The sequence below is a fragment of the Mycobacterium sp. TY815 genome (genome assembly GCF_030755135.1).
GTDB lineage: Bacteria > Actinomycetota > Actinomycetes > Mycobacteriales > Mycobacteriaceae > Mycobacterium.
The window spans coordinates 1,411,272-1,431,214 of record NZ_JAUFRX010000001.1 but is presented as its reverse complement, the minus strand read 5'-3'; the positions used below and the strand labels follow the sequence as shown (position 1 = coordinate 1,431,214).

Annotated in this window: 18 protein-coding genes; 8 read left to right on the top strand and 10 right to left on the bottom strand. The window is 66.9% G+C overall.

Annotated features, from left to right (window positions below; all coding sequences use genetic code 11):
- The first annotated feature begins 25 nt into the window (after positions 1-25).
- A complete protein-coding gene (locus QXK92_RS06010; RefSeq protein WP_306240754.1) occupies positions 26-1,432 on the top strand; it encodes an MFS transporter in 1,407 nt (468 codons plus the stop codon).
- A 13-nt stretch (positions 1,433-1,445) separates the two neighbouring features.
- On the opposite strand, the gene QXK92_RS06005 is transcribed toward QXK92_RS06010, so the two are convergent.
- Complete coding sequence (locus tag QXK92_RS06005) at positions 1,446-3,023, bottom strand: glycosyltransferase family 39 protein (RefSeq protein WP_306240753.1); 1,578 nt, start codon at positions 3,021-3,023, stop codon at positions 1,446-1,448.
- A 123-nt stretch (positions 3,024-3,146) separates the two neighbouring features.
- Between QXK92_RS06005 and QXK92_RS06000 the strand changes: the two genes are divergently transcribed.
- Positions 3,147-3,587 (top strand): universal stress protein, encoded by a 441-nt coding sequence (locus QXK92_RS06000; protein ID WP_306240752.1) that lies wholly within the window; start codon positions 3,147-3,149, stop codon positions 3,585-3,587.
- Between the two features lie 11 nt (positions 3,588-3,598).
- Here QXK92_RS06000 and QXK92_RS05995 read toward each other — a convergent pair whose 3' ends face one another.
- The 3 genes from QXK92_RS05995 to QXK92_RS05985 form a co-directional block, all read right to left on the bottom strand.
- Positions 3,599-3,808: a hydrolase gene (locus tag QXK92_RS05995; protein WP_371934569.1), complete on the bottom strand. Its 210-nt coding sequence runs from the start codon at positions 3,806-3,808 to the stop codon at positions 3,599-3,601.
- 47 nt (positions 3,809-3,855) lie between these two features.
- Positions 3,856-4,086, bottom strand: coding sequence for a hypothetical protein (locus QXK92_RS05990; RefSeq protein WP_306240751.1), 231 nt, complete (start codon positions 4,084-4,086; stop codon positions 3,856-3,858).
- Positions 4,087-4,219: 133 nt separating this feature from the next.
- Positions 4,220-4,906, bottom strand: a complete 687-nt coding sequence (locus tag QXK92_RS05985; protein ID WP_306240750.1) for an MBL fold metallo-hydrolase — start codon at positions 4,904-4,906, stop codon at positions 4,220-4,222.
- Positions 4,907-5,046: 140 nt separating this feature from the next.
- Between QXK92_RS05985 and uvrA the strand changes: the two genes are divergently transcribed.
- From uvrA to QXK92_RS05960, 5 genes are all read left to right on the top strand, one after another.
- A complete protein-coding gene (gene uvrA / locus QXK92_RS05980) occupies positions 5,047-7,953 on the top strand; it encodes an excinuclease ABC subunit UvrA (protein ID WP_306240749.1) in 2,907 nt (968 codons plus the stop codon).
- Between the two features lie 32 nt (positions 7,954-7,985).
- Positions 7,986-8,276, top strand: a complete 291-nt coding sequence (locus QXK92_RS05975) for a hypothetical protein (RefSeq protein WP_306240748.1) — start codon at positions 7,986-7,988, stop codon at positions 8,274-8,276.
- Positions 8,277-8,323: 47 nt separating this feature from the next.
- Positions 8,324-10,168: an alpha/beta hydrolase gene (locus QXK92_RS05970; RefSeq protein WP_306240747.1), complete on the top strand. Its 1,845-nt coding sequence runs from the start codon at positions 8,324-8,326 to the stop codon at positions 10,166-10,168.
- Between the two features lie 93 nt (positions 10,169-10,261).
- Positions 10,262-10,741, top strand: coding sequence for an LppA family lipoprotein (locus QXK92_RS05965; protein WP_306240746.1), 480 nt, complete (start codon positions 10,262-10,264; stop codon positions 10,739-10,741).
- Positions 10,742-10,747: 6 nt separating this feature from the next.
- Positions 10,748-11,119, top strand: a complete 372-nt coding sequence (locus tag QXK92_RS05960) for a YbaB/EbfC family nucleoid-associated protein (protein WP_306240745.1) — start codon at positions 10,748-10,750, stop codon at positions 11,117-11,119.
- Position 11,120: 1 nt separating this feature from the next.
- Here the strand turns inward: QXK92_RS05960 and QXK92_RS05955 are convergent, their stop codons facing one another.
- From QXK92_RS05955 to lysX, 6 genes are all read right to left on the bottom strand, one after another.
- A complete protein-coding gene (locus QXK92_RS05955; protein ID WP_306240744.1) occupies positions 11,121-12,005 on the bottom strand; it encodes a DMT family transporter in 885 nt (294 codons plus the stop codon).
- 37 nt (positions 12,006-12,042) lie between these two features.
- A complete protein-coding gene (locus QXK92_RS05950; protein WP_306240743.1) occupies positions 12,043-13,209 on the bottom strand; it encodes a winged helix DNA-binding domain-containing protein in 1,167 nt (388 codons plus the stop codon).
- A gap of 62 nt (positions 13,210-13,271) precedes the next feature.
- Positions 13,272-13,502: a hypothetical protein gene (locus tag QXK92_RS05945; protein ID WP_306240741.1), complete on the bottom strand. Its 231-nt coding sequence runs from the start codon at positions 13,500-13,502 to the stop codon at positions 13,272-13,274.
- A gap of 10 nt (positions 13,503-13,512) precedes the next feature.
- Positions 13,513-13,950, bottom strand: coding sequence for a DUF6653 family protein (locus QXK92_RS05940; RefSeq protein WP_306240739.1), 438 nt, complete (start codon positions 13,948-13,950; stop codon positions 13,513-13,515).
- 4 nt (positions 13,951-13,954) lie between these two features.
- Complete coding sequence (locus QXK92_RS05935; protein ID WP_306240738.1) at positions 13,955-15,463, bottom strand: alpha/beta hydrolase family protein; 1,509 nt, start codon at positions 15,461-15,463, stop codon at positions 13,955-13,957.
- A 57-nt stretch (positions 15,464-15,520) separates the two neighbouring features.
- Positions 15,521-18,856, bottom strand: coding sequence for a bifunctional lysylphosphatidylglycerol synthetase/lysine--tRNA ligase LysX (gene lysX / locus QXK92_RS05930; RefSeq protein WP_306240737.1), 3,336 nt, complete (start codon positions 18,854-18,856; stop codon positions 15,521-15,523).
- Between the two features lie 462 nt (positions 18,857-19,318).
- On the opposite strand from lysX, the gene infC reads away from it, so the two are divergent.
- The gene (infC, locus tag QXK92_RS05925) at positions 19,319-19,909 is read left to right on the top strand and encodes a translation initiation factor IF-3 (protein ID WP_306244226.1); all 591 of its coding nucleotides are present in this window, start codon (positions 19,319-19,321) and stop codon (positions 19,907-19,909) included.
- Positions 19,910-19,943: the final 34 nt, after the last annotated feature.

Here is a 19,943-nt window from a genome sequence, read left to right as displayed (position 1 = left end):
CCGCCGGACCTCTTACGGTGGAATGGTGACGGAGACGGTCAGCGAGACCGGCAGCTGGCGTGAGCTGCTCGGTCAGCACCTGGGCACCTGTACCGTGCTGGCCGGGGGCGTTGCGCTGTACGCCACCAACGAATTTCTGACCGTCAGCATGTTGCCGAGCGTCGTCGCCGACATCGGCGGCGACCGCCTCTTCTCCTGGGCGACAACGCTTTATCTGATTGGTTCGGTGGTCGCAGCCACCACCGTCAATCCCATGTTGCTGCGCGTCGGGGCGCGGTTGTCATACCTGATGGGCCTCACCGTATTCGGCCTCGCCGGCCTCGTCTCCGCGCTGGCGCCGACGATGGAAGTGCTGGTGGCCGGACGAATGCTGCAGGGCGTGGCCGGCGGCCTGCTGGCCGGTCTCGGATACGCGCTGATCAACCGTGCATTGCCGCGTCACCTGTGGACCCGTGGCTCGGCGCTGGTGTCGACCATGTGGGGTGTCGCGACATTGATCGGGCCCACCGCGGGCGGGATTTTCGCTCAATTCGGTTGGTGGCGCTGGGCTTTCGTCGTGATGGGACTGGCCGCCGCGCTGATGGCCGTGCTGGTGGCGAGGGTCGTGACGGCTCGGGCGGGCATGGAAGAGGAAGAAAAGCCCAACCGCGCGGTGCCCATCTGGTCGCTGCTGTTGATGGGGGCCGCCGCTCTGGCCGTCAGCGTCGCGGCTCTGCCGCATTACCTGGTGCAGACGCTGGGCCTGCTGGCCGCCGCGGTGCTGTTGGTGGTCGTCTTCCTGGTGGTTGACTGGCGGATGCACGTCGCGGTGTTGCCGCGCAGCGTGTTCGGCCGCGGGCCGTTGAAGTGGATTTACCTGACGATGGCCGTGCAGATGATCGCGGCGATGGCCAACACCTATGTGCCGCTGTTCGGCCAGCAACTGGCCGACCTGAGCCCGGTGGAGTCGGGATTCCTGGGAGCAGCTCTGGCCACCGGTTGGACCATTGGCGAAATCGCCAGTGCGTCACTGACCAATCGCCAGGTGATCGGGCACGTCGTTGCGGTCGCGCCGCTGATCATGGCGACCGGGCTGGCCCTGGGTGCCGTCACCCAGCGCCCCTACGCGCCCCTCGGCATCGTCGCGATCTGGGCGCTCGCCCTGCTCATCACCGGGGCGGGCATCGGAATCGCGTGGCCGCACCTGGCCGTGCGGGCCATGACCGCCGTTGACGACGAGGCGGAGAGCAGCGCGGCGGCCGCGGCGATCAACATCATCCAGCTCAGTGCCGGAGCCTTTGGGGCCGGACTGGCCGGTGTGGTGGTCAACACCGCGCCCGGCGGTGAGGTGACCTCCGCACGCTGGTTGTTCTCGGTCTTCACGGCGCTGGCGGCGCTCGGCTTCGTTGCGTCCTACCAGGCCACCCACCGCGACCGCCGGGCCACGGGCTGACCGCGGTGCTTCGTCAGCGCGTCGACTTGACAACCTGGGAGTAGTGGAACTGCCAGCGCTCCACGATGTGGAAACCGAGGTAGCTCGGGAACTGGTAGACCGGGGCCCGCCCGAACGCCGTGCCCGGCGGTAACGCCTGTCCCACCTGATGGTCGGGCAGTGACGTGTCCCGGTTGGTGATCGTCCACAACGCGGGACACTTGTTGATCTTCGCCGTCGTCAGCCACACCGCGACGTGGCCGTCCCACAGTGCCCCGACCTTGGGGCCGTAGAAACCCCGCTCGACGTCGATCAGCGACCGGAAGGCCGCCGGCCGGGTCGCCAGCAGGGCACGAATCGGGCCGGGACGCCATGGCACCGTGTTGTCCACCAGCAGGCAGTCGCCGGGAGAGGCGTGCGCGCTGATGACATCGGCGACCTGGCTGTAGTCCCAGCCCTCCTTGGCATACGGTCCCCGCTGCGTGAAGAAATAGTTGGGAAAGGCCGCAATGGCCAGGAGCACCAGGAGGCCGACCACCTGCCAGCGCTTGCGGGCGATGGCGACGATGCAGACGGCCAGGACGACCGCGGCGCCCGGGGTGGTGAAGATCAGGTAGCGTGGATAGTAGATCGGCTCGCTGACGGCTGAGTAGATCAGGACGGTAGCAGTGGGAATCACCACCCAAAGGGCGCTGATGAGCAACAGCCGGCCGTTCTCGGCGCGGGCTTTGCCGGCGACACGCAAGCCCGCCGCGGTCAGCAGGAGAACCCCCGCCAGGATCGCGAACGGGACACTGTGGTCGAAGTACTGCCGGTGCACGACGTCGAGGAAGAGATTTCGGTTGAGTCCGTTGATCCATCCGACCTGCCACACCTGTTTGTGGGCAAACAGCATGAACGGCGTCATGGCGCCGAGAGCAACTACCGATGCCACGGCGAGCCAGATGGTGGGCCACTTGCGCGCCCCTTCGGGGGCCGGCCCCCTCGCTGTGAACGGCAGTATCGCGGCGTAGACCAATACCAACAGCACCATGTTGACGTTGACCAGGACGGCCACCATCAACAGCAGCGAGTAGGACACCCAGAGCCCGGCCCGGTTCCGCCGGGCCGCGGCCACCACCAGCACCGTCAGCCAGGCTGCCACCGCCACCACCAGCGCCGACGAGCGCGCCTCGATACCGGCCCAGGTCACCCTCGGGAGGATGGCGAAGACGGTGCCCGCGGTCAGCGCGGTGGTGCGCCCCGAGAACTGCTTGGCGAAAACCACGACGCCGGCCGCGGCGGCTCCCACGGCCAGCGTGCTGGGGACCCGCGACCAGAACTCGGTCGGCGGGAAGATGGCGAACCAGCCGTGCATCAGCAGGTAGTAGAAGCCGTGCACGGCGTCGATGTGGCCCAGCAACTTCCACAGTTCCGGCAGCGTGCGGCTGGCCGACGCGGTGATGGTCGCGCCCTCGTCGAACCACAGCGACGGTCGGCCCGCCCAGGCGGCGCTGATGACCATGGTCAGGGCCGCGATGGCCCAGGGGTCCAGAAAGCGGCCCCTCGGGTGTGCCGCGGCGGCCGGCTCGGCGTCGTCGGCCACGGGATTTTCGACGATTGACACAGACATGATTGGTTTCAACTTTATGTGCACGGGCGGTCCGGACGTGACCCGCGCCGCAAACCTCTCCCGTCTACGTCCAGCAACGCGATAGGGTCTTGGGTTGGCGGAAACCGACACCTGGGAGGGTAAATGAGCGCCTATCAAACCGTGGTCGTAGGGACTGACGGCTCAGACTCGTCGTTGCGCGCGGTAGACAGGGCAGCTGCGATCGCGGGGTCGGACGCCAAACTGATCATCGCGTCGGCGTATTTGCCGCAGCACGAGGACGCTCGCGCCGTCGACGCCCTGAAGAGCGAAAGCTACAAGGTCACCGGCACCGGTCCGATTTACGAGATCCTGCACGACGCCAAGGAGCGGGCGCACAACGCCGGCGCCAAGAACGTCGAGGAGCGAGCCATCGAGGGTGCCCCCGTGGACGCATTGGTGCACCTGGCCGAGTCGGAGAAGGCGGACCTGCTGGTGGTCGGCAACGTCGGGTTGAGCACGATCGCGGGTCGGCTCCTAGGTTCGGTTCCGGCCAACGTCTCGCGCAAGGCCAAGGTCGACGTGCTGATCGTGCACACCACCTGAGACCAGGAGACTTACCAGCCGCGCGCCCGCCATTCCTGAACGTGCGGGCGTTCGGCGCCTAAAACCGTGTCGTCGCCGTGGCCTGGACAGATCACGGTGGAGTCGTCGCAGACGCCGAAGACCCGGGTGGTGATGTTGGCGAGCAGCTGCTCGGCGTCGCCGGGCCGCTCCTGCCCACACCACCCGGGAACCCTTGGACGCGGCCACCGCGTAGGCGGCATGCGCATATGCCAGCGCGAACGCTGATCCCGATAGGAACGTGTACGCATCACGCTTCATGATGCGCAGAGCCCTTTTTCCGCCAGCCGAAGTAACCGAGCCAGACACTAATGGCCGCGTAGAGAGCAGCCCCCAGCCATGGAGACCAATCGGGCCAATGCCTGCCCATGAACTGAGGCAGGTTGAAAACGCCTGCTGACAGGTATACGGCGAGGACCGCATGTTCGATCGCGAACCCGGCAAACATGCCCGACAGGAACTTGAGAATGTCGCGCTTCATGGCTTCTCATCGTTCGCTCCGGGCCGTGGCGGGCATAGGGTCGAACGTCCCGGCGCGTGGCGCGTGAGTTCGGACGATGCGCTTGCAGTGCGGGGATCGCCGTCTGGCAGACAGAAACCCTAGAGCGAGGGAATCACCACCCGCGCTCGCGCCATTCCTGAATGTGCGGGCGTTCGGCGCCCAGTACCGTGTCGTCGCCGTGGCCGGGATAGATCACGGTGGAGTCGTCGTAGACGTCGAAGACCCGGGTGGTCACGTCATCGAGCAGCTGCTCGAAGTCGCCGGGCTGCCAGGTCTTGCCCACACCACCGGGGAACAGGCAGTCGCCGGTGAAAAGATGGGTCACGCCGCCGGTTGCAGCGCCGTCCAGTGCCAGCGCGACCGATCCCGGGGTGTGCCCGCGCAAATGGATCACGTCGAACGTCAGCTCACCGATCTGCACTGTGTCGCCGTGCGCCAGCAAACGGTCCGGCTGCACCGGCAGCGGCTCCGCGTCGATTTCGTGGGCCGCCGTCGGCGCTCCGGTCGCCTCGACCACGGCTTCCAGGGCCTGCCAATGGTCGAAGTGTTGGTGACTGGTCAGAATCAGCGATAACGTCGGCGCGTACCGTCGAATCAAGTCGATCAGGACTTCGGCGTCGTTCGCGGCGTCGATCAGCAGCGTTTTGCCGGTCTCGGAACAAGTGACCAGGTATGCGTTGTTGTCCATCGGGCCTACCGAGGCCTTTACGATCGTCGCTCCGGGCAGCGTGCGTCGGGCCGCCGTACCCGGGTCGACGTGTCCGGTGTAGTCGTCGCTGAGCTCGTTGGGAGCGGTCATACCCATGCACGCTACTTGGTTACGGCTGGCTCGGGCGGCTTGGCCGACTTCCTGTCGGTAGGGACACCTAGCATGGAATGCGGCCCCCGCTCTGATCGTTCAACGCCAGGGCCGCACACGTTTCAGCTGAAAGGGACAGCGTGGCTGACCGCCTCATCGTCAAGGGTGCGCGCGAGCACAACCTGCGCAGCGTCGACCTTGATCTACCCCGGGACGCCCTGATCGTTTTCACCGGGTTGTCGGGGTCGGGCAAGTCGTCGCTCGCGTTCGACACCATCTTCGCCGAGGGTCAGCGCCGCTACGTGGAATCGCTGTCGGCCTACGCCCGGCAGTTCCTCGGACAGATGGACAAGCCGGACGTCGACTTCATCGAGGGTCTCTCCCCGGCAGTGTCCATCGACCAGAAGTCGACCAACCGCAACCCGCGCTCGACGGTCGGCACCATCACCGAGGTGTACGACTACCTGCGGTTGCTGTACGCCCGGGCCGGCACTCCGCACTGCCCGATCTGTGGTGAGCGGATCGCGCGGCAGACGCCCCAGCAAATCGTGGACCAGGTGCTGGCGATGGAGGAGGGCATTCGTTTCCTGGTGCTCGCCCCGGTGGTGCGCACCCGGAAAGGGGAGTTCGCCGACCTCTTCGACAAGCTCAACGCGCAGGGTTACAGCCGGGTTCGGGTCGACGGTGTGGTGCACCCCCTGACCGAGCCGCCGAAACTCAAAAAGCAGGAGAAACACGACATCGAGGTGGTGGTGGACCGCCTCACTGTCAAAGCCAGCGCCAAACAGCGGCTCACCGACTCAGTCGAGACCGCGCTGAATCTGGCCGACGGCATCGTGGTGCTGGAATTCCCGGACGACCGGGACGAACACGATCACCCCCGCGAGCAGCGCTTCTCCGAGAAGCTGGCCTGCCCGAACGGGCACGCCCTGGCGGTGGACGACCTGGAGCCGCGCTCCTTTTCCTTCAACTCGCCGTACGGCGCCTGCCCCGAGTGCGTCGGTCTGGGCATCCGCAAGGAAGTCGATCCGGACCTGGTGGTGCCCGATCCCGATCTGACCCTGGCCGACGGCGCGGTGGCGCCGTGGTCGTCGGGTCACACCGCCGAGTACTTCACCCGGATGATGGCCGGCCTGGGCGACGCCCTCGGTTTCGACGTCAACACCCCGTGGCGAAAACTTCCCGCCAAAGCCCGCAAGGCGATTCTCGAGGGCGCCGACGAACAGGTGCATGTGCGGTACCGCAACCGGTACGGGCGCACCCGGTCCTACTACGCGGAGTTCGAAGGCGTTCTGGCGTTCCTGCAACGCAAGATGGCTCAGACCGAGTCCGAGCAGATGAAGGAACGCTACGAGGGCTTCATGCGGGACATCCCGTGCCCGGTATGCAACGGCACGCGGCTCAAGCCGGAAATCCTGGCGGTGATGCTGACGGCGGGGGAGTACGGCCCGAAGTCCATCGCCGAAGTGTGTGAACTGTCGATAGCGGACTGCTCGGACTTCCTGAACGCACTGACCCTGGGCACCCGCGAGGCCGCGATCGCCGGGCAGGTGCTCAAGGAGATCCAGTCGCGGCTGGGGTTCCTGCTCGACGTCGGACTTGAATACCTGTCGCTGTCGCGGGCGGCGGCCACGCTGTCCGGCGGTGAAGCCCAGCGGATCCGGCTTGCCACCCAGATCGGCTCGGGGTTGGTCGGTGTGCTCTACGTGCTCGACGAGCCGTCCATCGGCCTGCACCAGCGCGACAACCGCCGCCTTATCGAAACCCTTACGCGGCTAAGGGATTTGGGTAACACGCTGATCGTTGTCGAGCATGACGAGGACACCATCGAGCACGCCGACTGGGTCGTCGACATCGGGCCCCGAGCCGGTGAACACGGCGGCCTCATCGTGCACAGCGGTCCCTACAAAGAACTGCTGACCAACAAGGACTCGATCACCGGCGCCTACCTGTCCGGGCGCGAAAGCATCGAGATGCCCGCCCTGCGGCGGCCCACCGACCGCAAGCGCCAGATCACCGTGGTCGGCGCTCGTGAACACAACCTGCGCGGCATCGACGTCTCGTTCCCGCTCGGGGTCTTGACGTCGGTGACCGGCGTATCCGGATCGGGTAAATCGACGCTGGTGAACGACATTCTGGCCGCCGTGCTGGCCAACCGCCTCAACGGCGCGCGGCAGGTGCCCGGCCGGCACACCCGCGTCACCGGCTTGGACCACCTGGACAAGCTCGTCCGGGTCGACCAGTCGCCGATCGGCCGCACCCCGCGGTCCAACCCGGCCACCTACACCGGGGTGTTCGACAAGATCCGCACCCTGTTCGCCGCGACCACCGAAGCGAAAGTCCGCGGCTACCAACCCGGCCGGTTCTCGTTCAACGTCAAGGGTGGGCGCTGCGAAGCCTGTACCGGTGACGGCACGATCAAGATCGAGATGAACTTCCTGCCCGACGTGTATGTGCCGTGTGAGGTCTGCCAGGGTGCCCGCTACAACCGGGAGACCCTCGAGGTGCACTACAAGGGCAAGACCATCTCCGAGGTGCTGGACATGTCGATCGAGGAGGCCGCGGAGTTCTTCGAGCCGATCAGCGGCATCCATCGCTATCTGCGCACCCTGGTCGACGTCGGGCTCGGGTATGTGCGGCTGGGACAACCCGCGCCGACGCTGTCCGGAGGGGAGGCCCAGCGGGTGAAGTTGGCCTCCGAATTGCAGAAGCGTTCGACCGGGCGGACGATCTACATCCTCGACGAACCCACCACCGGGCTGCATTTCGACGACATCCGCAAGCTGCTGAAGGTGATCAACGGCCTTGTCGACAAGGGCAACACGGTGATCGTCATCGAACACAACCTGGACGTGATCAAGACCTCGGACTGGATCGTCGACATGGGACCCGAAGGTGGAGCAGGCGGCGGAACCGTTGTGGCGCAAGGCACTCCGGAGGACGTGGCGGCGGTGCCGGAAAGCTACACCGGCAAATTCCTGGCCGAAGTCGTCGCACCGCCGGCCGCCCGGAGTGCGAACCCCAAGCGCCGCAAAGTCAGTGCGTAGTTCAGCGCCGCGGTGCCGGTAAAATTCGCGCGATGGGCGATCTGTTTCAGGTTGATCTGGACAACTTGCACAGGCTCGGCGCCACCCTGGCCGGGCACGCAGACGCAATAGCCGCATTGCAGATCACCGCCGCGGTGGAGATGCCGGGTTCGCCGGTGCAGGAGGCTTCCGCTCAGGTCAACGACGCCGTCATCAAGGGATTCGGTGTGGTCGGTGCCGGTGTCCGCCGGATGGCCGATTTCTCGACGAATGCGGCGACCACCTACGAGGCGGTCGACCGGGGGTTCGCCGACCAGCGACGTCAGTACGCCGGCGGTCGCTAGTCGGAGTGACCACGATCAGTCACGTTCGCGGCTGTAAGCCGGAGTCGATGACCGGCTTCGCGAAAGACCTGAGCGCGCAAAGCAATACGTTCAATGCGCGGGTCGACCAGGTGAACCGCGACGTGGACACCGCGATGGACAGCTGGAAGGGCGAGGCCGCGAGCGCCACCTCGGTCCGCGCGCTGTCGGAGAAGCTGGCCGCCAATCACATCGGCTCCACCGTCATCACGCTGGCGGACACGTTCAACACCTACGGCGCGCAGTTGGGCGCCTGCCGCGCCGCGCTGCTGAGCATCGTCGACGGCGACATTCCCGCTGCCGGCATGACCGTGGACGACGTGGGCAATGTCAAGGCCCCACACGTGCCCGGCGCTCGTTCTGGCGACTTGCTCGCGTATCTGTTGCAAGCGCAGCTCGACAGCCAGGCGGCCGATTTCCAGGCTCGCGTCAAGGATCTGCTGACTGAGTTCGAAGACGGTGAAAATAAAGCGGCACAAGCGATCTCGACTGGTCTTCAGGACCTGGCCGGTTACCGGCAGCGTCCGGACGGCGCGCCGTTCCGCCCGCACGTACAGGCCATCCTCGACGGCAGTGCCCAGCCGCCCGCCGATCCCAAGCAGTTCCACGACTTCTGGGCGGCCTTGACCCCCGCCGAGAAGGACGTGCTCTATGGGCGCGACCACTACATAGGAAACCGTGACGGCATGCCCGCCGTGGATCGGGACTACTACAACCGGGAGACCCTGAGCGACGAGTTGGCCAGGGCGCACTCCGCCGCAGCGCAGGCCGACGCCGTCCAAGCCCAGCATCCCGACTGGGCGGCGGGCCGCAATATCCCGTCACCCAACGAACCCGGGGCGATCTTCGATGACCGCCTCGCCTATGAGGCATGGCAGCGTCGCTACGATGCCGCGCTGGCCGGAACGAGGAATCTGCCGGACCTGCAAGCTGTCGATAAGGCGGTCGGTGGCAAGCCCGACCGCAAGCTGCTGCTGCTCGACACGCAGAACGGAGCTCAGGCACATGCCGCCGTCGCTATCGGGGATCCGGACACTGCCACCCACGTCTCGGTGACCGCCCCGGGACTCAACACCACCGTCCACGGCGCGATCGTCGGCATGTCGGAAGAGGCCTGGCAGGTCAGAGACGAAGCCCTGCGTCAACTGGGCAACACGCCTGGGCATCTCCATGACACGGTGTCGACCATTGCCTGGATCGGCTATGACGCGCCCCAGATTCCGGGGTTGGACGAGACGGGCAGGTCGCTGGCCGGTGCCTGGGGAGTCAGCCACGACGACATGGCCCGAGTGGGAGCACACAATCTGGCCCGTTTTTACGACGGTATCGGCGCCGCCCATGACGGTGACCCTGCCCATCTGACAGCGATCGGACATTCGTACGGCTCGCTGACCACGGGGTTGGCCCTGCAGGAGCCCGGTAACCACGGAGTCAGCGATGCACTGTTCTACGGCTCCCCGGGCATTGAAGCCTCGACCCCGCAGCGGTTGCAGCTGCAGCCCGGGCATGTATTTGCCATGGAAACCCCTGACGACCCGATTCAGCTGACCTACGACACCCCGCCGCTCGTCCATGCCGGCGCGCCGCTGCTGCCATTCCCGTTCAACGTCGGCGCGCTGGGCGGGTTGTCGGTGCTGGACGCGTCCGGAGCCGGTCACTTCGGGCCCAATCCAGCCACCAACCCCGAGTTCACCCGCCTGGGCACCGGTCCGTCCGCCATCGCCGACGGCCACGGCGGCACCCTGAATCTCGAGGGCGCCCACGGCCACAGCGACTACCCTCGCCAGGGTGGCAACGGCCTGCCGCGCACCACGGGCTATAACATCGCTGCCGTCGTGGCCGGCCTGAGCGGCCAGGCGATCCCCGGGAGCTGAAACCATCACATGAGAGCTCACATCGATGCGCGTCGCCACACCACGCTGTGGGTGGCGGTGTTCGCAGCCCTCCTCGCGCTAACAGGATGCCACGTGAAGCAACCGTACGAACCCACTCCGCCGTCGGAGGCCACCCAGGCCCTGCACGAACTCCAGGGCCTGCCCTCGCTCGAAGACACCACGGCCCAGGTGCAGCGGGCGATGGACGAGATCACCGCCGCCGCAAGCACGCTGGTTCCCTCGATCACGTGGCAAACGCCCCATGAGGGATCCAGCGGCAATTGTGAGCGCCCCTACGAACAGACGGACGGGCAGCGGTACATCCTGCCGCACCGCGTCGCGGAGAATGTCGCACTGTCCGAGGAGACGTGGGCGGCCATTCTCAAGGTAGCCAAGGACTCCGCTGCCAAGATCGGGGCCACCGATGTCGCGGTCATGAAGGATCAGCCGGGGAATCACGACGTCTGGTTCACCGGGCCGACCGGCATCTCCATCAAGGTCGGATACGCCGGCAATCTCGGAGTGGCGGGCTACACCGGTTGCCGGCTGCCGCGAGATAAGAAGACGGGGTGAGCGGTGGTGGCCAGCAATGACTTCGAGGAGCTTGGTAGCAAGGTGCAGCGGGCTCAGCGCGCGCTGAAGCAGGCCCGCGGCGTCGGTACGGCCAACGGCATCCGGGTGGTCGTCGATGCCGAGAACCGGTTGCTGTCGGTGACGGCACCCGACGAAGAGGCCATCCTGGCCGCCTACAACGCCGCCGTCGACGACGTACGGCCCCTGATCGAGGACGCGATGCGCGAGGTCCGGTCCGATCCTCGTGTCGAGGCGATGTCCACTTTCGTCGAAGCCAATTCGGCCCGCCTGCACACCGAACGCACCCGGTCCGCGAGCGAGGACGACGACGACACGTACTACGACGACCGGTTCCGGCGGGGCTGGCGCGATCGCTGAGTCACCGCCGCAGCGTTGATGCCGCCTCTTCGATTTGAGCACCCTCCCCACGGGCCAGCGCGATGGTGGCCGCCAGCATCGCCGCGATCGCTGCCGGCAGCGCTACAACCCCGATGCCATGCGCCGCCAGGTGTTCGCCCAGCACGACGGAGCCGAGCAGCACGGCGACGACCGGCTCGCCGACCAGCATGATCGGCACGGAGGCCTGCAGGGCTCCGGCCCGAAACGCCCACTGCTGCAGCACCGTCGCCGCGACCGCCAAGGTAACCAGCACGTACGGTGCCGGCGAGGTGAACAGGGCGTGCCAGCCTCCCACCGCGTAACGGTGCGTGCAGGTCTTGGTCAACACCGCGATCATCCCGAGCAACAGCGCCACCGCGACCCCCAGCCACGTGGCCCGGACTCTGCCCGCACTGTGCCGGGCGGCCACCACCGCGACAACCACCGGCACCACCAGGCCGAGCGCCAGCGTCCACGCCGGCGTCTCAGGCCGATAGTGTCCCTCCCGCGGCCGCCCGACCAGCACGAACACCGCGAGCGCGGCCGTCAGCAGCGTCGCCCATCCCCATTCGGACCCCGGCACCCGATTCCCCAATCGCACTGCGCTGAGCGGCAGCACGAACAGCAGCGAGGAGACCAGCATCGGTTGCACCAACAGCAAAGATCCGTGCGCCAGGGCCACAGCCTGGAACCCATAGGCGGCGACGGCTGCCGCCGTGCCCGCCCACCACAGCCGGTCACGCAGAACGGTGACGGCACCCGCGGTTCCGCTTTCGACCGCGGGATTTTGCAGGGCGGTCTGCCGGACGACGATGCCCACCGCCGCGACGAACGATGCCAGCAACGCCGAGCCGATCGCTAAAGCGTGTGACGTCACCCAATCCATGGCTCAGACATCCTCATATCTCGTGCTTCGATGTCACTCACCGAAGGCCCGACTTCGACAACGGTGACGGGAAGCGCGCGTTGATCCGGACCCCGTTCAGCCACTCGGTGAGTTGATCGGCCCGCTGCTGCAACGCCCGCTGCGCCTCGGCGCCGGCGTCCTCCAGCAACTGCAGGTGGACGCGGGCCTCGTCATTCTGGCACCAGCCGCCGACCACCCGCCCGTTCCACCACGCCGTGGGACCGGCGTTGCCGTTGCTGTCGAAGACCTGTCCGCGGTGCTCGCCCAGGTACCAGTCCCGCTCCGACCAGCCCATCGTGGTGCAGTCCAGACCCGGGAGCAGCGCGCCCCACGGCGGCACCTCCGGTTCGACGGCCAGGTCGCTGGCCAGCGCATAGCCGGCGCCGCCGTGCAGGTCCACCTCCACGGCCCCGATGGTGGCCAGCGCCGCGCGCACCGCCGTCAATGTGGTGCCGAACCACCACTTGATATCGGTGATCGTCGCCGGCCCGAACGTCTGCAGCCAGCGGCGGATCAACTCCGCCCGGGCGGCGGCTTCGGGTACCGGTTCGCCGTGCTCGGCCAGCCACTCCGTCGTGGCGCTCCACCGGGGACGCGACGCCGTCCAGCCTCCGTCATTGGGGCCGCGGACGATCTCGCCGCGCGCGGCTAACACGGTCAATACCCGCGGGGCTACCGGAACCATTCCGCCCCAACGCTTTCCGGGCGCCGGATCGTAGCTGCCGGCCAGTTCGGGCAGCGCGGTCCGCAGTTCGGTGCTGCTGGCCGGTCCGTGCTCGGCCAAATGGCGTACCACCGCGTCGGACGCCTGGGTCAGCCATCGTTCGCCGTCCGTGGTGACCCCGGCCTTGTGCAGGTCCGCGATCAGCCGGCGCCGCTCGGTGTCGGCCACCTGGCTGCTGGCCGCCGCCTGCACCAGCGTCACGTCACCGGAGTTCACCACCCACAACGTCCTGCGCATCGCCAGATGCTTGAGCGCCGAACGCTTTTCGTACAGCACCCGGTCCAGGTCGGCGGTGCAGAAGCCGCGGCAGCGCGCCCACAGCGACAGATACGGGGTCGCGGGATCGGTCGCGTGCAGCCCGATCAAACCGGCGGTGACCCGGGACACTGACCCTGCACCGGACAGGAAATGCCTGCGCGCCAACCGGTTCCGGCGCTCCGCGATGCTGAACCTACGCACGGTGCATCAGCTGCCGCGCGCCGGGTGACACCGACCGTATCGCGGCCGGGTGCGGCAGAGTGTCAGTCATCGGCGCGCATGGACTCCCGAATTCTGGCCAGGCGCTCGGCGGCCGCCCGCTGCCGCTCCTCGTACTGCTCCTCGACGGATTTGCCTTCGGCGGTCTCGGCGGCGAGTTCTTCGGCGCCCTGGGCTGCGCCGAAGCGCGTTTCGATCTTCTCGCGCACCGAATCGAACGTCGGCACACCTGAGTCGTCATATCCGGGGTCGGGAGGGGACGGTTGGTCGGGCATGACCGCCACGTTACTGCTGCCCGCCGCCGATACCGTCCTGCCGCTCGAGGTAGCGCACCATTTGGTGCCAATAGAGCATCGTCAGTGCCATCTGGGCCGCCACGGCGATCACCGCCGGACGCAGTCGACGGCGGCGCGCGGAGACCACCCCCACCGCCGCGGCCACCGACGTCACCGCGCTGACCGCCAGGGCGGCATCCCGTGGGCGGCGGGTGATCCACAATTCCTCGCCGAGCATTGCCCGCGTCGCCCAGGCGCGGTGGTCGCGCGGCTTGCCGAATACGAAGGGATTGATCGCCAGCCACGCCCCCACTAGCGCCGCATCCCGTCGCCGCCGGGTCCAGACCGGAATCAGGATCAGGGGTGTACTCGCCCAGCGGGTCCACGCGCTCCAGGGATGGCAGTGCCGCGCGAAGATGGCGCGGCGGACCCCGGCGACCGAAAGCACCCGGTTACCGTCCGGCTGCGACGACTTGCGCGTTCGACGGTGTGGCGGGCGCCGGGGGAGTGGCGGTGCCCGGCAGTGGGATTGGCGGCACGCCAGGGGTGCCCAGCCGACCGGCCAGCCAGGGCAGCGACCTGGCAAAGGCCTGGTCGGCGAACGGCCAGTCATGTTTGCCTGGTTGCGGAACCACCGCGCAGTCGATGTCGTAGGAGCGGCCCAGCGCACACAAGGCGTTGGCCGCCGCCGTCTGGTCACTGGGATTGGCTGCCGCGTCGCGGCCGGCCAGCCGCATGGCAGCGGTATCGGCGATCGGCAGTTCGCGGTGCGCGGGGATGGCGAACCAGCCGGTTATGCCGGTGTACGGGCCATGCCGGGTGATCACGGTGGTCGGGTCGAAGGCGGCCCAGGCCTCAGCGTTGCCGCCGAACAGCCTCGAGATGGTCTCCTGCTTGTTTCCCGCATTGGGGTAGAGGTCGCCCGCGATGTCGACGAACGAGCTGAACATCCCGGGGTGCATGACGGCCAGATCCACCGCGCAGGTCCCGCCCATCGACCAGCCGACGATTCCCCAACTGGACTGTTCGGAGCTGGACCCGAAGTTTGAAACCATAAATGGCACAACATCTTTGGTCAGGTGATCGGCGGCATTACCGCGTCGCCCGTTCACGCACTCGGTGTCGTTGTTGAAGGCGCCGCCGGAGTCCACGAACACCAGTACCGGAGCGTTGCCCTCATGGGCGGCGGCGAAGGCGTCGGCGGTCCGCACGGCGTTGCCGGCGCGTACCCAGTCCGCGGGGGTGTTGTACTGACCGCCGATCATCATCACGGTCGGCAGCCGTGGTGGCGGCGTACTGGCGAACCAGGCCGGCGGCAGGTACACGAGTTCCCCGCGATGCTTGAAATGCGATGCGTCGGAGGGAATCACGACGGGAACGACACTGCCGTGCGACGGGCGGACACCCTTGCCCATCATCGCGGCGACAGTCGCGGGATCGGTCTGGTCGGGCAGCGGGCCGGAGGTGAGCTGACCCCAGGCGGCTTGCACCGTCGGGAAGTAGCCGACCCACATATTGAGCGTGAGCGCCGTGCTGAACAGGCACAGCGGCACGGCCAGCAGCGCGATGCCGCGCCGCCACCAGTGCGCGCTGCGCCACCCGAGCACCAGCACCGTGACCGCCATTCCGGCCAACCCGGCCCAGGCCCACAGCGCACCCGGGGCCGGTTCGGTGGACAGCCGGCTGACGTACGCGCGGGTTCCGTAGGCCGCCGCGGCCCCGGCCAGCGCCGCCAGGGGCAGCCAGCGCAGCCGCCAGGTTCGCGTCCGCCAGCCGATGGCCAGCAACAACGCAACACCCGTCACGATCTGAACGGTGATCGGCACCCACCCGTGCATCAGGGAGGTGTGGCTGAAGGCCTGCGTGGAGAACCCTTCAGCCGACGCAGCGGGCGCCAGAGCATGAGGCGTCGACGCGGTCACAGGTTCATTCTCGTTCGCCGGGTTCCCATCCGGAATCATGTTTCCGGACTATTTCCTGTGAGTTAACTGAACCCGGGCGCGTCAGCTAAGAAGGGGCTAATGCGGTTTGGCGAGCGGGAACGGCAGGGTCTCGCGGATACTGCGGCCGGTGATCAGCATGACGACGCGGTCGACGCCCATTCCCAGGCCGCCGGTGGGTGGCATCGCGTACTCCATCGCCTGCAGGAAATCCTCGTCGAGTTCCATCGCTTCGGGGTCGCCACCCGCAGCCAGCAGCGACTGCTCCTCGAGGCGGCGGCGCTGTTCCACCGGGTCGGTGAGTTCGCTGTAGGCGGTGCCCAGCTCGACACCCCAGGCCACCAGATCCCAGCGTTCGGCCACCCCCCGCTTACTGCGATGTGGCCTGGTCAGCGGCGATACCGAGGTGGGGAAGTCGATGTAGAACGTCGGGTGCTCGGTGCGGTCCTCGACCAGGTGCTCGTACAGCTCCAGCACCACGGCGCCGGCGTCCCAATAAGCGCGGTACGGAATGCGGGCGGCGTCGCACAGCTTGCGCAGCGTCTTCAAGTTCGTGTCGGCGTCGATGTGCTCGCCGAGGGCCTCGGAGACGGCGTCGTGGACGGTTTTCACCGGCCACACACCGGAGATGTCGACTGGCTCCAGTCGCGCCCCGTAGCTAATCGAATCATCCTGAGTTCTGGGCCGCATCGCGATCTGGGCGCCGTTGGCTGCTTCGGCGGCGTTCTGGATCAGTTCGCGGCACCCGTCGATCCAGACCGTGTAATCGGCGTGCGCCTGATAGGCCTCCAGCAGCGTGAACTCGGGGTTGTGGCTGAAGTCGACGCCCTCGTTGCGGAAGGCCCGGCCGAGTTCGAAGACCCGCTCCACGCCGCCGACGCACAAACGCTTGAGGTACAACTCCGGGGCGATCCGCAGAAACAGGTCCATCGCGTAGGCGTTGATGTGGGTCACGAACGGACGAGCGGTGGCACCGCCGTGGACCTGCTGGAGCATGGGTGTTTCGACTTCGATGAACCCCTTGGCGAACAAGGTCTCGCGAATCGACCGCAGGGCGCTGCTGCGGGCGGTGATCAGCTGGCGTGAGTCCGCGTTGACGGCGAGGTCGACATAGCGGGTCCGAACCCGGGCTTCCGGGTCGGTGAGTCCCTTCCACTTGTCCGGCAACGGGCGCAGGCATTTGCCGATCAGTCGCCAGTGCGTGACGAGCAGCGATCGGGTCCCCTTGTCGCTGAACCCCATCTGCCCGGTGGCTTCCACCAGGTCGCCGAGATCGATCGCCGCGTTGAAGTCGGCCGCCCGGCCCTGCTGCAGGCGCGAGTTGTCCAGCAGCACCTGCATCTCGCCCGACCAGTCGCGCAGGTGCGCGAACAGCACGCCGCCGTAATTGCGGACCCGCAGGATGCGGCCGGCCACCGAGACAGGAGCCCCGTCCTCGGCGGCGAGCGCCTGTGCGACGGTGTGACTGGGCGGCTCGCCTACCGGGTACGCCTCGACACCGTCGTCCTGCAGCTTCTTCAGCTTGGCTAAGCGGACCCGCACCTGTTCGGGCTGACGACGCCGCATGTCGTCGCCCGCCGGCAGGTCTGCCACCTGCAGTCCGCTGACATCGGGCGCAGTGCCGTCGGGGTGCAACAGCCCGCTGTCCACCAGCTGCTGCGGCACGGCCGGGTGATGGCCCGTGTGAATCTTGTCGCGCCGGGTGAAGGGCAGCGTCAGAAAGCCCTCGGCGAACGCGGATGCGACGCCGACTTTGGGAATCAACCGAGCGTCGTCGTAGCAGGCAAAGCGCGGCACCCATTCGGGCTGATACTTCATATTCGAGCGATACAGAGTCTCGATCTGCCACCAGCGTGAGAAGAAGATCAACAGTCCCCGCCACAGCCGCGCAACCGGGCCCGCTCCCAATTGCTCGCCCTGCTCGAACGCCGAGCGAAACATTGCGAAATTCAGCGAAATGCGATTGATCCCAAGGCTTTCAGCGTGCAGCGCAAGTTCGCTGACCATGAGTTCGATGGTGCCGTTGGGTGATTCCCGGGAGCGGCGCATTACGTCCAGCGAGGCACCCGTGTTGCCCCACGGCACCAGCGAAAGCATGGCAACCACCTGGTTGGCAGGTCCGATTGCCTCCACCAAAAGGCAGTCACCGTCAGCCGGGTCACCGAGCCGGCCCAGCGCCATGGAGAAGCCCCGCTCGGTTTCGGTGTCCCGCCAGGCGTCCGCGCGCTCGACGGTCTGCGCCATCTCGTCGCGGGGAATGTCGCGGTGCCGGCGGATACGCACCGTCAGCCCGGCCCGGCGAGCGCGCGTGACGGCCTGTCGCACCCCTCGCATTTCCGGGCCGGACAACTTGAACTCGGCCGGCCGCAGAATCGCCTCGTCGCCGAGCACCAAGGCGTTCAGGCCGGCTTCCCGATAAACGCGGGCACCTTCCGTGCTTGCGCCCATGACCCCCGGCGACCAGCCGTAGGTTTGGCAGAGGTCCATCCAGGCTGCGACTGCCTGCGGCCACGCCCGCGGGTCGCCGATCGGGTCGCCACTGGCCAGGCAGACCCCGAGTTCGACCCGATAGGCGATCGCGGCGCGGCCGCTGGGGGCAAAGATCACCGACTTGTCGCGGCGGGTGGCGAAGTAGGCCAGCGAATCGTTCTTCCCCCAGAGTTCGACGAGTCCACGAATCGCTGACTCGTCCTCACCAGTCAGGGCGTTGTCGGCGCGCTGGGACAGGAACAGCACGATAGTGGCGGCGATCAGTGCGAACGCGCCGAACAACCCGAAGATCGCGTTGAGGAAAACGTGCGGCCGGCCGGTAAACAAATCGGGATCGGCGAATCCGAAGCCGACGACGCGGTTTGCCACGTAGGGCAACCGGTCGGGCGCCGCCAGCGTCCCGGGGAACATCTCCACCAGACCCCAGGACAGCAGGATCCCGATGGCGCCGCCGATCAGCAACACACCCGCCGCGCGGAACAGCGCGCCGCGGCGGACCTTGGCCCAGAACTCCCGGTAGCCCAGCACCAGCAGCACGATGGTCACGACGTGGAAGGCAAACCCGAGGTTCTCGCCGAACGCCTCGGCGGGAGTGTTGCCGCCGGCGGCGATATCGGCGGCGTTGATCACCGCGGCTACGACCATGTTGCCCAGCAGCACCCACCAGGCGATGCGTTTGCGAGCCGCCAGCGCCGCCGCCAGCAGGGCCAGCACGAATGACCACGCGAAGCTGGTATCGGGGAAGTTGAACAGATAGCTGTTGATGAATTCGCGCGGCTCGTGGATGAGCCACCGGATCAGTGGAGAAAGGCTGGCCAGCAGCGACACCGTCGCGATGACGCCGACGGTCCAGCCGGCTACCGCGGGTAGCCAGTGATACCGGGAAGTCGGCCTGCGCGTCGGGCGCGGCTTAGTGATTGTCACAGACCGCGAGGATATGCCCTCCAGCTAGGAAATTCCCGGCTTAGGCATGCTGAGCCGCCGACTTGCTAAGGCTGGCTTGATAACTGGCTTGATAATGGAAGCGCGATACGCCCGCAATAATTGGAAGCGTGATACGCCCGCACGCGGGTTGGCAGGGTCACGCGTTCTGCCTGCTAGACTGAGCGCTGCGACCATCCCGGCGTCAGGCCAGGGACAGTGAAGAGGAGTCCCACTCCCACCGGTTGCCACGAGATATCTCAAGGCAATCCGGTCCGGTCACAGGCATCGACACGATGCTTGTTCTGTGCATTGCGCAGGCGGTTTGACCAGGTCAAGCCGCGATCGGTCGGCAATGGGCCCTGCATCTGCAGGGCTTTCTTGCTGATGGTTGGTGTGCCTCCTCGGCTGTTTCCGGCCCCGTCCACGGGTCGTACTGAAGTAGAAGCCAACGAGGGAGGCCCCATCAGCACTGAGACCCGCGTCAACGAGCGCATTCGCGTGCCTGAAGTTCGATTGATCGGCCCTGGGGGAGAGCAGGTAGGCATCGTGCGTATCGAAGACGCACTCCGCGTTGCCGCGGACGCCGATCTCGACCTTGTCGAAGTTGCTCCCAATGCCAGGCCGCCGGTCTGCAAGATCATGGACTACGGCAAGTACAAATACGAGGCGGCGCAGAAGGCGCGTGAATCCCGCAGGAATCAGCAGCAGACCGTCGTCAAGGAACAGAAGCTGCGACCCAAGATCGACGACCACGACTACGAGACCAAGAAGGGCCACGTGGTCCGCTTCCTCGAAGCGGGGTCGAAGGTGAAGGTCACCATCATGTTCCGTGGCCGCGAGCAGTCACGGCCAGAGTTGGGCTATCGACTGCTCCAGCGGCTGGGCGCGGACGTCGCCGAGTACGGATTCGTCGAAACGTCGGCCAAGCAGGATGGCCGCAACATGACGATGGTGCTGGCACCGCACCGTGGCGCGAAAACGCGCGCCAGGGCGCAACACCCGGGGAGTGCGGGAGGGCCGGCCGATTCGGCCGGCGACGCCCAACCGTCCTAGCAATACCCGCAGCACCACCAGAACAGCTCACAGA

Coding starts and splice junctions, on each gene's coding strand:
- QXK92_RS06005 (WP_306240753.1), bottom strand. CDS start 3,023: ATGTCTGTGTCAATCGTCGAAAATCCCGTGGCCGACGACGCCGAGCCG.
- QXK92_RS06000 (WP_306240752.1), top strand. CDS start 3,147: ATGAGCGCCTATCAAACCGTGGTCGTAGGGACTGACGGCTCAGACTCG.
- QXK92_RS05995 (WP_371934569.1), bottom strand. CDS start 3,808: ATGCCGCCTACGCGGTGGCCGCGTCCAAGGGTTCCCGGGTGGTGTGGG.
- QXK92_RS05990 (WP_306240751.1), bottom strand. CDS start 4,086: ATGAAGCGCGACATTCTCAAGTTCCTGTCGGGCATGTTTGCCGGGTTC.
- QXK92_RS05985 (WP_306240750.1), bottom strand. CDS start 4,906: ATGACCGCTCCCAACGAGCTCAGCGACGACTACACCGGACACGTCGAC.
- QXK92_RS05975 (WP_306240748.1), top strand. CDS start 7,986: ATGGGCGATCTGTTTCAGGTTGATCTGGACAACTTGCACAGGCTCGGC.
- QXK92_RS05970 (WP_306240747.1), top strand. CDS start 8,324: ATGACCGGCTTCGCGAAAGACCTGAGCGCGCAAAGCAATACGTTCAAT.
- QXK92_RS05955 (WP_306240744.1), bottom strand. CDS start 12,005: ATGGATTGGGTGACGTCACACGCTTTAGCGATCGGCTCGGCGTTGCTG.
- QXK92_RS05945 (WP_306240741.1), bottom strand. CDS start 13,502: ATGCCCGACCAACCGTCCCCTCCCGACCCCGGATATGACGACTCAGGT.
- QXK92_RS05935 (WP_306240738.1), bottom strand. CDS start 15,463: ATGATTCCGGATGGGAACCCGGCGAACGAGAATGAACCTGTGACCGCG.